The sequence below is a fragment of the Sphingomonas sp. Leaf257 genome, assembly GCF_001422185.1.
Lineage (GTDB): Bacteria > Pseudomonadota > Alphaproteobacteria > Sphingomonadales > Sphingomonadaceae > Sphingomonas > Sphingomonas yabuuchiae.
This window is the reverse complement of record NZ_LMMH01000001.1, coordinates 227,508-241,057: the sequence shown is the minus strand read 5'-3', so window position 1 is coordinate 241,057 and position 13,550 is coordinate 227,508. Positions and strand designations below refer to the sequence as shown.

Below are 13,550 nucleotides of genomic sequence, written 5' to 3'. Positions count from 1 at the left end.
CGGTTCTCTCAGATAACCCAGGCGCCGGCATCCGCGTCGGCGGGCTTCAGCGTCAGGTCGGGGCGCACGGTGGGGCCGAGCGCGCGGATACGGTCCTTGATATGGGCGGGGCGGGGGCCCTGTTCGGTCGCCTCGGCATCGATCAGATAGGGGACGTTGACCCGGCGCGCGCCTTCCTCGGCGCGAAGGATCGCCTCGCCTTGTCCGCCGACATCGACCGCGTCCTCGATATGACGCGACCAGTCGCGCCCCGTCCACCAGACGACATCGCCGGTACCCAAGTCATTGCCCGTCAACAGCTTCATGCGCTCATTCCTTCCGCCACGCGGGCCCAACGCGCGAGCTTGTCTTCGGCATCCGACAGGGTCACGACTTCGCCGACGACGATGATCGCCGGGCTCTGCACCGCCTCGCGCTCGACCATCGCGCCGAGATCGGCGAGCAAAGTGCGGATGGCGCGATGCCCCTCCAGCGTGCCGCGCTCCAGCACCGCGACGGGCATGTCGGGGGCGACGCCGTCGGCCATCAGCTTGTCGGCGATGCCATTCGCGGTCGCCACGCCCATATAGATGACCAGCGTGCGCCCCTGGCCCGCCAACCCGGACCAGTCCTGATCGGTCAGCCCCTTGCACTGGCCCGCGACGAAGGACACGGCCGAGCTGTGGTCGCGGTGGGTCAGCGGCAGCATCGCCTCTGCCGCGCAACCGAGCGCCGCCGACACGCCGGGGATCACCTCGACCGGCAGGCCGGCGGCACGCACCGTCTCCACCTCTTCGCCGCCGCGCCCGAAGATGAACGGGTCGCCGCCCTTCAGCCGTACGACGATCGCACCCGTCTTCACATGCGCGACGATCAGCGCGTTGATCGCGTCCTGCGACAGCGTATGCCGCGCGCGCCGCTTGGCCACCGAGATGCGCTGGGCCTGAGGCGGCGCGAGGTCGAGGACGCGGGGATCGATCAGCCCGTCATGCACGACGACATCGGCGGTCTTCAACGCCTCGACCGCGCGCACGGTCAACAGGCCCGGATCGCCGGGGCCTGCACCAACCAGGATCACGCGGCCACGCGCGGTGGGATCGAGAAGACTAGCCATGCTCCAAAGATGATCCCCCCGACCACAATCGACAACCGAGCGATGCTTGGGGCGGCGGTAGATCAGCTATGCGGGCGCAGGCCGATCGGGATCGTGGCGGCGGCGCTGTCGCTTTCGGCGCTGGCGACCGGATAGGCGCAGTAATCGGCGGCGTAATAGGCGCTCGGGCGGTGATTGCCCGACCAGCCGATGCCGCCGAACGGGGCGCTGGAGGCCGCGCCGTTGGTCGGGCGGTTCCAGTTGACGATCCCGGCGCGGATGCCGGTCCAGAAGGCGTCGTACCGCTCGCGCGAGGGCGAGATCAGCGAGGCGGACAGGCCGTAACGGGTGGCGTTGGCCTGCGCGATGGCGTCCGCGAAGTCGGATGCGCGGGAGACTTGCAGGACTGGGCCGAACAGCTCGTCGTCGGGACGCTCGGCGACGGTGCCGACGTCGAGGATGGCGGGGGTCAGAAGCGGCCGGTCGGGTGCGACTCGCTCTAACGGTCGGATGGTCTTCGCGCCGCTCGTCACCAGTTCCTCGACCCGCGCGAGCAAATGGTCCGCCGCGTCATTGTCGATCACCGGCCCCATGAAGGGCGCGGGCTCGTCATGCGGCGCGCCGAGGATCAGCCGGTCGACCAGCCCGGTCAGCGCCGTCATCAGCGGATCGAACAGCCGGTCCTCGACGATCAGCCGTCGCCCGGCGGTGCAGCGCTGCCCGGCGGTGGTATAGGCCGACTGGACGATCAGCGCGGCGGCGGCGTCGAGGTCGGGATCGTCCCACACGATGATCGGGTTGTTGCCGCCCATTTCCAGCGCCAGGATCTTTTCCGGCCGCTCGGCGAACTGGCGGTTGAGCGCCAGGCCCGTGCGCGCCGAGCCGGTGAAGAGCAGCCCGTCGATATCGTCATGCCCCGCCAGCGCACGGCCCTGATCCGGTCCGCCGATCAGCAGCCGCACGACTCCATCGGGCACCCCCGCCGCATGATAGCATTCGACCAGGAACGCGCCCGTCGCCGGAGTCTTCTCCGATGGCTTGAACACCACCGCATTGCCCGCCAGCAGGGCTGGCACGATATGGCCGTTGGGCAGATGGGCGGGGAAATTATACGGCCCCAGCACCGCCAGCACGCCATGCGGCCGGTGACGCAGCGCCATGCGCCCGCCGCCCGGCTGCTCGGTGAAACGCTCGCCCGCGCGCTCGGCTTGCGCGGTGATCGAGATCGCAACCTTGGCGATCACGGTGTCGACCTCGGTCCTCGCTTCCCAGAGCGGCTTGCCCGTCTCTCGCGCGATCAGGTCGGCAAAGGCGTCGGCGCGGCCCCGCACGATTTCGGCGAAGCGGCGCAGCGTCTCGATCCGCTTGGCCAGTGGCGTCGTCGCCCAACCGGCCCATGCCGCCCTGGCGGTAGCGACCTCCGTACTGGCATCGCCGATGGGAAGCTCGGCGATCAGCGCACCGGTCGCGGGTTCATGGGTCGATAGCGTTTCGATCGTGCGCGGTGATGACATGGCATGGATCCAGACAAGCCCCTCTCCTTCAGGGGAGGGGTTGGGGTGGGGCCTCTCCACCGATGCCAGGTCTGGGGCGGGCGCCCCACCCCCGGCCCCTCCCCCGAAGGGGAAGGGGGAGTCAGGCCCTTGTGATGCGATGCTAGGCTGCCGCAACCGGGTCGGCAAGCGCCCGCCCCATAGCGCGCACCCGTGCGACCTTGGCGTGGAGCAAGGTCCAGTCGTCATGCTCGGCGATGGGGCCCCAGATCGACTCGACCTCGTCGATCAGCATCGATTCCGGTTCGCCCTGCCAATAGGCATCGTCGCGCGCGCGGCGTGGGGCATAGGGCTCGATCAGGTCGCGAAGCGCGTTCCAGCTTTCGTCGTAATGATCCGGCACCTGTCCGCCGAACAGATCGAAATAGACACGGTCGAGGCTCGCCTGGCTGTCCCGCAACACGCGCTCGAAAGTCTGGACAAGCGCGCGGTCCTCGGTGCCGCCGCGCGGTGTCAGCCCCAGCCGCCAGAGGATCGCGGTCACGATCTCTGTCTGATAGGTCGTGGCAAAGCCTTCCAGCGCGGCGATCAGCGGATCGCTCTCGGCGATCAGGCGCAGGCTGGAGGCGAGTTGCATCACGTCCCACTGGATCGCCTCGGGCTGGCGGGCGAGCGCGTAGAGGCCGCTATGGTCGAAATAGGCGGCGGTGAACTCGGGGTCCCAAGTGGGGGCGAACCGCCAGGGACCATAGTCGAAGCTCTCGCCGGTCACGTTGATATTGTCGGAATTGAGCACGCCGTGGACGAACCCCGCCGCCATATAGCGCGCCGCCAGCGTCGCGGTCCGCTGCGCCACCAGGGTCAGCAGTCGGACGGGATCGTCCGAATCCTCGCCGTAAAAGTGGCGAAGGACATAAGCGACCAGCCGCCGCATTCCCGCTTCGTCGCGTTCGAAGGCCAGCCGCTGGAAACTGCCGATCCGGATATGGCCATGGCTCATCCGCACCATCACCGCCGAGCGGGTGGGGGAGGGTTCGTCGCCCCGGTGCAGCGCCTCGCCCGTCTCGATGATCGACAAGGTGCGCGAGGTGGGGACGTTCAGCGCCTCCAGCATCTCGGTCGCCAGGATTTCGCGGACCCCGCCCTTCAGCGTCAGGCGACCATCGCCGGAGCGGCTGTACGGCGTCTGCCCCGACCCCTTGGTGCCGAGTTCGAGCAACTGGCCATCGCGGGCCGTCATCTGCGCGAAGGTGAAGCCGCGCCCGTCGCCCAGATCGCTGTTGTAATGGCGGAACTGATGCCCGTGATAGCGCATCGCGAAGGGCCCCGGCAGCGTGCCGGGCAAGGGCTGGAACCGGCCGAGATGCGCGGCCCATTCCGCATCGGTCAGCGTCTCCAACCCGATCTCGGCCGCCGCCCGGTCGTTGCGGAAGCGGATGATCGTCTGCGGGAAATCGGCGGGCGTGACGGGATCGGCGATGAAATCGGCGATCCCGGTCAGGGCGGCCGAAGGGCGATAGGCTTGCGGGGATACGGGCATGCCGCGATATGGAGGCGGCACCGGAGGACCTTCAAGCATGATCCCTCATGAGAATCGATATTGGTGGTCGAAGGACGGCCTGCGGCTCCATGCACGGGATTATCCGGGGGACGATACGCTGCCCCCGGTCATCTGCTTGCCGGGCCTGACCCGCAATGCCCGCGATTTCGAGGGGTTGGCCGAGGCGCTGGACGGCCGCGCGCGGGTCATCGCGGTCAGCTTCCGGGGGCGGGGCGAGAGTGCCTATGCCAAGGACCCGATGAGCTATGTGCCGCTGACCTATGTGCAGGACGTCGAAGCGATGCTGGACGAGTTCGGCATCGGGCGCTTCATCGCGGTCGGCACCTCGCTGGGCGGGATCGTTACCATGGTGCTGGCGGCGACCGCGCGCGGGCGGCTGGCGGGCGCAGTGCTGAACGATATCGGGCCGGAGATCGAGGCGGCGGGGCTCGGGCGTATCCGCGGCTATGTCGGCAAGGGGCAGAGCTTTCCCACCTGGCTGCACGCCGCGCGCTGCGTCCAGGAGAATAACGAGGACGTCTATCCCGGCTGGGGCGTCGAGGACTGGCTGGCGATGGCCAAGCGCACGCACCGCCTGACCAGCGCGGGGCGGATCGTGCTCGATTACGACCTCAAGATCGCCGAGCCGTTCCGCGTGCCCAATACCGAGGGCGGGCCGGACATGTGGGCCGCCCTCGATGCGCTGAACGGCGTGCCGACGCTGGTGGTGCGCGGCGAGCGGTCGGATATCCTGAGCGCCAGTGTCGCCGAGCGGATGGTCGCCCGGCTGTCGCCGTCCGAACTGGTGACGGTGCCCGGCGTCGGCCACACGCCGCTGCTGACCGAGACCGAGGCGCTGGCGGGGATTGGCCGCTTGCTCGACACGGTGGCGGGGTAAGACCGGCAAATTCCTCCCCTGCAAGGGGAGGGGAACCAGCGAAGCTGGTGGAGGGGTGTCCCCGGTCGCGAGCGATCCCTAACCTCTCCAACCTTGACACCCCTCCGTCAGGCCTTCGGCCTGCCACCTCCCCTTGCAGGGGAGGAAAATGGCGCGGGCGGTTTTCATGTGGCCCGCCGCCCGCTAATCCGGCGGGCATGGCCCGTCCGCTGAACATCCTGCATCTCCACTCCTCCTTCTCGCTGGGCGGCAAGGAGGCGCGGGCGGTCGCGTTGATGAACGCCTTCGGCGATGCCGCCAGGCATACCATCGTCTCGGGACTGCCCGACGAACTGGGCGCGCGCGATGCCATCGCCAAGGGCATCCGCTACGAGATCGCGCAGGATGCGCCGCCGTTGACCGGCAAGCCCTCGGTCAAGCGGTACGAGGCGATTGCGGGTTATATGCGCCGCTTCGACCTGGTGCTGACGTATAATTGGGGTGCGATCGACGGGGTGATGGCACGCCGCGTCTATTCCAAGGGCGCGCCGCCGCTGGTCCATCACGAGGACGGTTTCAATGCCGACGAGGCGCGGGGCCTCAAGATCGAGCGCAACATCTATCGCCGCATCGCCCTGTCGGCGGCGGACGCGCTGGCGGTGCCGAGCCATATCCTGGAGGGCATTGCGCGCCAGACCTGGAAACAGCCCGCCGAGCGCGTGCATCGCATCCCCAACGGCATCGACACCCGGCTCTATGCCCGCGATCCCGATCCCAAGGGCATTCCCGGTTTCGTCCGCCAGCCCAAGGAGATCGTCGTCGGCGCGCTGGCAGGACTTCGGACGGTCAAGAACCTGCCAATGCTGGTCCGCGCGATGGGCGGCATACCCAACCGTTTCCGGCTGGTGATCGTCGGCGAGGGGCCGGAGCGGGCGAACATCATGCAGGCCGCCGCCGCCATGGGCATCGCCGACCGGCTGGTGATGCCGGGCTTCCTGGAGCGGCCGTACAACTACATCCGCCATTTCGACATCGTCGCCTTGTCCTCGCTGTCGGAACAGGCACCGATCGCGGTGCTGGAGGGGATGGCGGCGGGCCTGCCCATCGCCTCGCTGCCGGTGGGCGATGTGCCGATGATGGTGTCCGAGCCCAATCGCCAGTTCATCGCCGACGCGCCCAATGAGGTGCGCCTGCGCGACGTGATCCAGGCGCTGATCGCGCATCCCGAGTTGCGGACCCAGGCGGGGGCGGCCAACCAGGCACGGGTGCGTGCCGAGTTCGACCAGGCGCAAATGGTCGCGCGCTACAAGGCGCTCTACGAACAGGTGCTCGGACGGCCCGGCGCGCTTGGCTGAATGTCGTGGCGGAGCCCGGCACGGAGGGGTGCCGTTAATTCCCCTCGCATAGCGATCCTAACACGCTATATGAAACCCTTTCGGACCAGTAAGGTGAAGACGTGTTCAAAGGCCTAAGCCCCATCCTGTACAACGGCCGCGAGGTTTGGCCGCTGATCGAAGGCGGGAAGGGCGTTGCTGCGACCAATCACGCTTCTGCCGGTGCCTGGGCGGCGGCGGGCGGCGTCGGCACCGTGTCGGCGGTGAACGCGGACAGCTATGACGCCGAGGGCAAGATCATTCCCCAGATCTACCGCGCGCTGACCCGGCGCGAGCGGCACGAGGAACTGATCGAATACGCCATCGAGGGTGCGGTCCAGCAGGTGAAGCGCGCCTGGGACATTGCCGGTGGCAAGGGCGCGATCAATATCAACGTGCTGTGGGAAATGGGCGGCGCGCAGCGGGTGTTGGAAGGCGTGCTCGCGCGCACCAAGGGTCTGGTCGCGGGCGTCACCTGCGGTGCGGGCATGCCCTATAAGCTGTCCGAGATCGCGGCGCATCACCAGGTCAGCTATCTGCCGATCGTGTCGTCGGGCCGCGCCTTTCGCGCCTTGTGGAAGCGCGCCTATTCCAAGGCGTCGGAATGGTTGGCGGCGGTGGTCTATGAAGACCCCTGGCTCGCCGGTGGCCATAACGGTCTGTCCAACGCCGAAGACCCGTTGCAGCCGCAGGACCCCTATCCGCGCGTGAAAGCGCTGCGTGACACGATGCGCGAGGGCGGTATTTCGGACGAAGTGCCGATCGTGATGGCGGGCGGCGTCTGGTATCTTCGCGACTGGAACGACTGGATCGACAATCCCGAGCTGGGCAAGATCGCATTCCAGTTCGGTACGCGTCCCCTGCTGACCCAGGAAAGCCCGATCCCCGAAGAGTGGAAGCAGCGTCTGATGACGATCGAGCAGGGCGATGTCCTGCTCCACCGCTTCTCGCCGACCGGCTTCTATTCCAGCGCGGTGCGCAATCCCTTCCTGCGCAGCCTGGAGGCTCGTTCGGAGCGCCAGATCGCTTTCTCGACCCAGGAAGCGGGCGATCATGTCTTCCAGCTCGATGTGGGCGTGAAGGGCAAGAATTTCTGGGTGACGAAGGGCGACCTGCTGCGCGCGCGCGAATGGTTCGGCGCGGGCTTCACCATGGCGCTGAAGACGCCCGACAACACGCTGGTGTTCGTGACGCCGGAAGAGGCCAAGGAAATCCGCAAGGATCAGGCCGACTGCATGGGCTGCCTGTCGCAGTGCCTGTTCTCCAGCTGGGCGGACAGCGAAACCAATTCGACCGGCCGTCTGGCCGACCCGCGCAGCTTCTGCATCCAGAAGACGCTGCAGGAGATCGCGCATGGCGGGGATGTCGAGCAGAATCTGATGTTCGCCGGGCACGCAGCCTATAACTTTAAGCGCGATCCCTTCTACTCGAACGGGTTCGTGCCGACCGTGAAGCAGCTGGTCGACCGCATCCTGACCGGGGACTGATCCATCATGATGACGCCGGAACTCTGCGCGACGTTGCACAGCGTCGCAGGGGCGATGGCGTCATTCCCCGATGGCTGGTGGATCATCGGCAGCGCGGCGCTGACGTTGCACGGTATCGATGCCGGTCCGGTCGACGATGTCGAGCTGCTGATCGAGGCCGGGCTGGCCGATGCGGTGTTCGATCGGCTGGGTATCGTGCCGATCCTCTTGCCGCCTGATCCGCTGTTTCGCTCGACGGCCTTTGCGCGGTGGCAGGCCGCACCGGTTCCGGTCGAGGTGATGGCCGGTCTCGATGTCGCCGTCGCCGGATGCTGGCAGCGCGTCGAACCCCGCACGCGTCAGCGGATCATGAAATCCGATGGGCCCCTGTTCGTGCCCGACCAGCAGGAATTGCTCGCACTGTTCCGCCTTTTCGGGCGGCCCAAGGATGCGCCGCGTATCCGGGCGCTGATGGCAGAAGCGGCGGGGAAGGCCGCCGCTCCCGCACGATAGATTAGTCGGCGACTGTCCCGACGACCGCGCCCGCCGTGCCGCCGACCGCCGCGCCACGCTCGACACTGCCGCCCGTCGCCGCCGCCACGCCTGCGCCGCCCGCACCACCGATGGCGGCGCCCTTCAGCGTCGAGCAGGCCGAGATCGACATCGCCGCGGCCGCCAAGGTGAAGGTAATTGCTAGCTTTTTCATGGTGGTAGCTCCCGTTAAATGACAGGAGGGGAATGCAATCTCGAGGCAACGGTTCCGCATTGCAACAATTTGACATGGATCAGGGGCGGCTCTTCTCGGCAGCCTGTCACCATCGTCGAGTGCAAGGTTGATCCGGTTCATAGGCTGTGTCAGTCGCACGTCATGCAACCAGATATCCGCGCGATCATCGCCGCTTCGTCCCATGCGCTCGTGACCGGCAGGAAGGTGGCCGGTCTTTATGACCAGGCGCAGGACCGGCACCGCCGCATCGCGGCGGAGGCTCGGGGCGAGCATCTGCAGGGGCTGGACGGCGACCGGAACGTGAAGTTCGGCGGCACGCTTCCCGAACTGCGTGAAACCGGAACGGGGGCTGCGATCTATATGGAAATCGCCGATGGCGAGACGAAGGGCTTCGACCGCAGCAGCTCGGGCCACTTCACCTGCCGGATCGAGGATCAGGTCGTCCAGCTTTACGATCACGCCGACAGCGCATGGTTCACCTTCGTCGTGCAGGCCGCCGAATAATCCCAGTCAGCAATGCTCTCATCCCTTTCCCCTTTTGAGGGGAGAGAGAAAACAGTGCTGATCGCGTCTATAGCCACCCCTCCAGCACCTGATCCGGCGGGCGGTGGCCATCGGCCCAGCTGCGGATATTGGCGATGACCTTTTCGGCCGAGGCGATGCGGCCCTCCAATGTAGCCGAGCCCATATGCGGGGTCAGCACGACATTGGGGAGGGCGAGCAGGCGCGGGTCGATCTCGGGTTCGTGGCGCCACACGTCCAGCCCGGCCCCGGCCAGTTGCCCCTTTTCCAGCGCCTCGACCAGCGCGTCCTCGTCGACGATCCCGCCGCGACTGGCGTTGATGAGATAGACGTGGGCACGCATCAGCGCGATGCGGCGGCGATCGATCAGGTCGTGGCTGTCGGCGTTGAGCGGCGTATGGATCGACACGATGTCGACCGCGCCCAGCATCGCATCGAGATCGTCGTGCCAGGTCGCGCCCAATTCCTGCTCCACGCTGGCGGGCAGGCGGCGGCGGTTGTGGTAATGGATCGACAGGCCGAAGGCGCGGGCACGCCGTGCGACCGCCTGGCCGATCCGCCCCATGCCGACGATGCCCAGCGCCTTGCCGCCGATCCGGTGGCCCAGCATCCCACCGGGGCTCCAGCCTTTCCACGCGCCCGAACGGACCAGCTTTTCCCCTTCGGGCAGGCGGCGCGGCACCGACAGGATCAGCGCCATCGTCATGTCGGCGGTGTCCTCGGTCAGCACGCCGGGCGTGTTGGTGACGATGATGCCGCGCGCCCGCGCCGCCTTCAGGTCGATATGGTTCACGCCCGCGCCGAAATTGGCGATCAGCTTCAGGCGCGGTCCGGCATTCGCGATCAGGTCGGCATCGATCGGATCGGTGACGGTCGGGACCAGCACGTCGCAATCGGCCATGGCGGCGGCCAGTTGCTCGCGGCTGAGCTTTTCGTCGCTCTGGTTGAGCTGTGTCTCGAACAGCGCGGCCATCCGCTCCATCACGGGATCGGGCAGTTCGCGGGTGACGACCACCCTGGGGTTCAGGCAGCGGCGTGGATCGACCATGACCATCGGATTGCGGCAAGCCTGCGGGTCCGTCAACCGGCGATCGCGCGCCCGAACATGGTTGAAGCGGCCCCCCGGCTCGGCGTAGAGCAACGCGCAGGCGAGCAAGTAAAGGTACGGATGATGCGCAGGTCCATGGCCGGGCTGGCTGTTTTGGCGGCGACGCTGGCGAGCGGAATGCTGGCGGTGGGGCCACTTGCCCCGGTGGCGAAGGCCGCGACCGAGAAGCGGGCATTGCCCTATTATGGGTCGATCGGCGCATCGGTGGCGCGGATGCGGACCGGCCCGGCGCGTACCTATCCCGCCAGCTGGAATTACCGCCGCGCCGACCTGCCCGTGAAGGTCGTCGCCGTGTTCAAGGAATGGCGCAAGGTCCAGGACCCGGACGGCACGGAGGGCTGGATGCTGGCCGTCCTGCTGCGCAACACGCGCACCGCCATCGTGCGCGGCACCGAGCCGCTGCCGATGCGCTCGGCCCCGGATGAGGGCGCCAAGACATTGTGGCGCGCGGCTCCCGGCGTGGTCGGGCGGATCAGCGAGTGTAACGGCGGCTGGTGCCGGTTCGACGTGAAGGGGCAGGCCGGGTTCGTGCCGGTGGGCTCGATCTGGGGTGTCGAGCCGGGTGAGGTTCTACCGTAAGGCACTTGGCACGCCCCTCCCGCAGGCGGGAGGGGATGGGGGAGGGGACGGCCGCAGGCGATGGTCTCGGTGAGACTCCGTGCCCTCCCCCGACCCCTCCCGCCTGCGGGAGGGGAGTAAGAAGAAGGATGCCCTCCGGCCTGCGGGAGTGGAGAAAGAAGGGGAACTTACATCAACTCCACCGCCATCGCGGTGGCTTCGCCGCCGCCGATGCAGAGCGACGCGACACCGCGCTTGGCGCCCTTCGTCTCCAGCGCCGACAACAGGGTCGCCAGCACCCGCGCGCCGCTGGCGCCGATCGGATGGCCCAGCGCACAGGCGCCGCCATGGACGTTCAGCCGGTCGTGCGACAGGTCCATGTCCCGCATCGCGATCATCGCCACCGCCGCGAACGCCTCGTTGACTTCGTAGAGGTCGGCGTCGCCGGTCGCCCAGCCCGCACGCTCCAGGGCCTTGCGCATGGCAAAGACCGGGGCGGTGGTGAAGCGGGCGGGGGCATGGGCGTGGCCGGCCTGCGCCACGACCCGTGCGATCGGCGTCACGCCCAGCGTCTCGGCGACACTTAGACGCGTCATCACCAGCGCGGCCGCACCGTCCGAAATGGACGAGGCGTTCGCCGCCGTGATCGTGCCGTCCTTGGAGAAGGCGGGCTTCAGCGTCGGAATCTTGGCGGGGTCGCCCTTGGCGGGCTGTTCGTCGAGCGTGATCCGTTCCTCGCCCTTGCGGGTCTTGACCGTGACAGGCACGATCTCGCGATCGAATGCGCCCGAGCCCTGCGCCGCCTTGGCGCGTTCCAGCGAGGCGATGGCGAAATCGTCCTGCGCGCCGCGCGTGAACTGATATTCCTGCGCGGCTTCCTCGGCGAAATGGCCCATCAGGCGACCGCGCTCATAGGCGTCCTCCAGCCCGTCGAGGAACATGTGATCGTAGAGCGTGTCGTGCCCGATCCGCGCGCCGCCGCGATGCTTGTGGCTGAGATAGGGCGCGTTGGTCATGCTCTCCATGCCGCCCGCGACGATCAGGTCGGCCGATCCCGCCGCCAGTGCTTCCGCCGCCATGATCGCGGCCTGCATGCCCGACCCGCACATCTTGTTGACCGTCGTCGCCTCGACATGTTCGCCAAGGCCCGCAAAGATCGCCGCCTGGCGCGCGGGCGCCTGGCCCAGCCCGGCGGGGAGGACGCAGCCCATATGGATACGCTCGACAAGCGCGGCGTCCACGCCCGCGCGCTCGACCGCACCCTTGACGGCGGCGGCACCCAGCTGGGTTGCGGACAGGCCCGACAGGCTGCCCTGGAACGAGCCCATGGGGGTGCGGGCATAGGACAGGATGACGATGGGATCCGTCATGGCATACTCTCCGATTAGGTCTGTTTTGATGTCGTTGTTTGGCGCGCGCCTTACGCCTTTTGCCCGGGGCGCGCAAAGGGGTTAGGGGGCCATGGAAGCCCCTCCTCTTCGGGGGAGGGTTTGGGGCGGGGCGTCGCCACGCGCGTTGCGTTCGTGGAAGCGCCCCACCCCCGGCCCCTCCCCTGAAGGGGAGGGGAGATATAAGGGATCGGGATGACGTTCGGGGCGGCATCGGCTTTATGGGCTGCGATCTATGGCGTGGCGGGGGCGATTATCGGGTCGTTCGTCGCGGCGCTGGTGCTGCGCTGGCTAGACGAGCGGTCGGTGCTGACGGGGCGGTCGGCCTGCGACCATTGCGGCAAGACGCTTCGGGCATGGGAGCTGGTCCCGGTTGTCAGCTTCGTCGCGCTGCGCGGACGGTGCGCGCGGTGCCGCCAGCCGATCGATCCGGTGCACTGGCGGATCGAGGTCATCGCCGCGCTGATCGGCGTATCGGCGGGCTGGGTCGCGGGGCCGGATGGCTGGACGGGGGCGCTGTTCGGCTGGACTCTGCTGGCGCTGGGCGCGTTGGATGCGCTGGCCTTCTGGCTGCCCGACCGGTTGACCGTGTGGCTGGCGGGGGCGGGGGTGCTGACCGGGGTGCTCGGCCATGCACCGTTGCTGGTCGAGCGGATCATCGGCGGAGTGGTCGGCTTCGGCGCGCTCTGGGCGATTGCCGAGGGTTATCGCCGCTGGCGTGGGCGTGAGGGGATGGGGGGCGGCGACCCCAAGCTGCTGGGCGCGATCGGGCTGTGGCTGGGCTGGCGGATGCTGCCGGGCGTATTGCTGGCGGCATGCGTCATCGGGCTGGGCTTCGTCGCCATGCGGCATCTGCTGGGGCAGCGGGCGAGCGGGCAGGACATGGTGCCGCTGGGATCGCTGCTGGCCCTGGCGGCTTACCCGGCCTGGGTGTTGATGATAGGAATGGCCGCATGATGCTTCTGTCGATCCTCGCTTTGGCACAGGCGACCCCGACCGTGCCCGCGCCCCCGGTTCTGGATGCCCTGCCCAAACAGGCTCTGCCCCAGCGCGGCTGCGCGGCCTATCTCTGGGCGGTGCAGGACCAGCGTTTCGTTGCCATGGTCGAGCCGGGTCGGCTGCGCATCATGCTGGACGGCAAGCCGACCGACCTGACCGCAGCCGAGGCCGGGGGCGGCGCGACGCTGGGGCTGGCGAGCACGACCCGTTATGCCGGGGCGGGCGCCACCGCGACACTCGACATGACGATCACCCAGCGCGAAACCTTGCAGGATGGGGCGATCGTCTCCGATGCCAGTATTCGCCTAACGCGTCGAAATCAGGATGAAATCATCGTGCCCGTCGGCGGTCTGGTCGGGTGTGCGCCTGCCGAGCGGTGATCACCCGAGGGAACTTCAGGGCTTCTGTCGGCGTTATGGTGCGGTGG

The 13,550-nt window shown here is 67.9% G+C and carries 15 protein-coding genes; 8 read left to right on the top strand and 7 right to left on the bottom strand.

The genetic code is table 11. The features are described from left to right. Window positions 1–8: 8 nt before the first annotated feature. The 4 genes from ASF14_RS01120 to ASF14_RS01105 form a co-directional block, all read right to left on the bottom strand. Complete coding sequence (locus tag ASF14_RS01120; RefSeq protein ID WP_056430319.1) at window positions 9–305, bottom strand: DUF2849 domain-containing protein; 297 nt, start codon at window positions 303–305, stop codon at window positions 9–11. Further along, window positions 302–1,093, bottom strand: coding sequence for a uroporphyrinogen-III C-methyltransferase (cobA, locus tag ASF14_RS01115; protein ID WP_056430315.1), 792 nt, complete (start codon window positions 1,091–1,093; stop codon window positions 302–304). The genes ASF14_RS01120 and cobA overlap by 4 nt, the downstream gene beginning before the upstream one ends. A 62-nt stretch (window positions 1,094–1,155) precedes the next feature. Beyond that, window positions 1,156–2,586 (bottom strand): succinylglutamate-semialdehyde dehydrogenase, encoded by a 1,431-nt coding sequence (gene astD / locus ASF14_RS01110; RefSeq protein WP_056430312.1) that lies wholly within the window; start codon window positions 2,584–2,586, stop codon window positions 1,156–1,158. 142 nt (window positions 2,587–2,728) lie between these two features. Continuing rightward, the gene (locus tag ASF14_RS01105) at window positions 2,729–4,105 is read right to left on the bottom strand and encodes a protein adenylyltransferase SelO family protein (protein WP_056430309.1); all 1,377 of its coding nucleotides are present in this window, start codon (window positions 4,103–4,105) and stop codon (window positions 2,729–2,731) included. Window positions 4,106–4,142: 37 nt separating this feature from the next. Here ASF14_RS01105 and ASF14_RS01100 point away from each other — a divergent pair, with 37 nt between their 5' ends. From ASF14_RS01100 to ASF14_RS01085, 4 genes are all read left to right on the top strand, one after another. Further along, entirely contained in the window at window positions 4,143–5,003 is an 861-nt protein-coding gene (locus ASF14_RS01100; protein ID WP_056430306.1) for an alpha/beta fold hydrolase, read from the top strand. Window positions 5,004–5,200: 197 nt separating this feature from the next. Further along, a complete protein-coding gene (locus ASF14_RS01095; protein ID WP_056430303.1) occupies window positions 5,201–6,337 on the top strand; it encodes a glycosyltransferase family 4 protein in 1,137 nt (378 codons plus the stop codon). Between the two features lie 101 nt (window positions 6,338–6,438). Then, entirely contained in the window at window positions 6,439–7,842 is a 1,404-nt protein-coding gene (locus ASF14_RS01090) for an NAD(P)H-dependent flavin oxidoreductase (RefSeq protein WP_056430300.1), read from the top strand. A 6-nt stretch (window positions 7,843–7,848) separates the two neighbouring features. After that, complete coding sequence (locus tag ASF14_RS01085) at window positions 7,849–8,334, top strand: hypothetical protein (protein WP_082442007.1); 486 nt, start codon at window positions 7,849–7,851, stop codon at window positions 8,332–8,334. A gap of 1 nt (window position 8,335) precedes the next feature. Here the strand turns inward: ASF14_RS01085 and ASF14_RS01080 are convergent, their stop codons facing one another. Further along, window positions 8,336–8,527, bottom strand: a complete 192-nt coding sequence (locus ASF14_RS01080; RefSeq protein WP_042486195.1) for a hypothetical protein — start codon at window positions 8,525–8,527, stop codon at window positions 8,336–8,338. Window positions 8,528–8,689: 162 nt separating this feature from the next. On the opposite strand from ASF14_RS01080, the gene ASF14_RS01075 reads away from it, so the two are divergent. Next, complete coding sequence (locus ASF14_RS01075; protein WP_056430298.1) at window positions 8,690–9,052, top strand: hypothetical protein; 363 nt, start codon at window positions 8,690–8,692, stop codon at window positions 9,050–9,052. Between the two features lie 67 nt (window positions 9,053–9,119). Here ASF14_RS01075 and ASF14_RS01070 read toward each other — a convergent pair whose 3' ends face one another. Further along, the gene (locus tag ASF14_RS01070; RefSeq protein WP_056431302.1) at window positions 9,120–10,118 is read right to left on the bottom strand and encodes a 2-hydroxyacid dehydrogenase; all 999 of its coding nucleotides are present in this window, start codon (window positions 10,116–10,118) and stop codon (window positions 9,120–9,122) included. 123 nt (window positions 10,119–10,241) lie between these two features. Here ASF14_RS01070 and ASF14_RS01065 point away from each other — a divergent pair, with 123 nt between their 5' ends. After that, window positions 10,242–10,757: an SH3 domain-containing protein gene (locus tag ASF14_RS01065; protein ID WP_082442039.1), complete on the top strand. Its 516-nt coding sequence runs from the start codon at window positions 10,242–10,244 to the stop codon at window positions 10,755–10,757. Window positions 10,758–10,924: 167 nt separating this feature from the next. Here the strand turns inward: ASF14_RS01065 and ASF14_RS01060 are convergent, their stop codons facing one another. Then, window positions 10,925–12,106, bottom strand: coding sequence for an acetyl-CoA C-acyltransferase (locus ASF14_RS01060; protein ID WP_056430294.1), 1,182 nt, complete (start codon window positions 12,104–12,106; stop codon window positions 10,925–10,927). 213 nt (window positions 12,107–12,319) lie between these two features. On the opposite strand from ASF14_RS01060, the gene ASF14_RS01055 reads away from it, so the two are divergent. Both ASF14_RS01055 and ASF14_RS01050 read left to right on the top strand, forming a co-directional pair. Beyond that, a complete protein-coding gene (locus ASF14_RS01055) occupies window positions 12,320–13,081 on the top strand; it encodes a prepilin peptidase (RefSeq protein WP_056430292.1) in 762 nt (253 codons plus the stop codon). Continuing rightward, window positions 13,078–13,503, top strand: coding sequence for a hypothetical protein (locus tag ASF14_RS01050; protein ID WP_056430289.1), 426 nt, complete (start codon window positions 13,078–13,080; stop codon window positions 13,501–13,503). The genes ASF14_RS01055 and ASF14_RS01050 overlap by 4 nt, the downstream gene beginning before the upstream one ends. Window positions 13,504–13,550 lie beyond the last annotated feature (47 nt).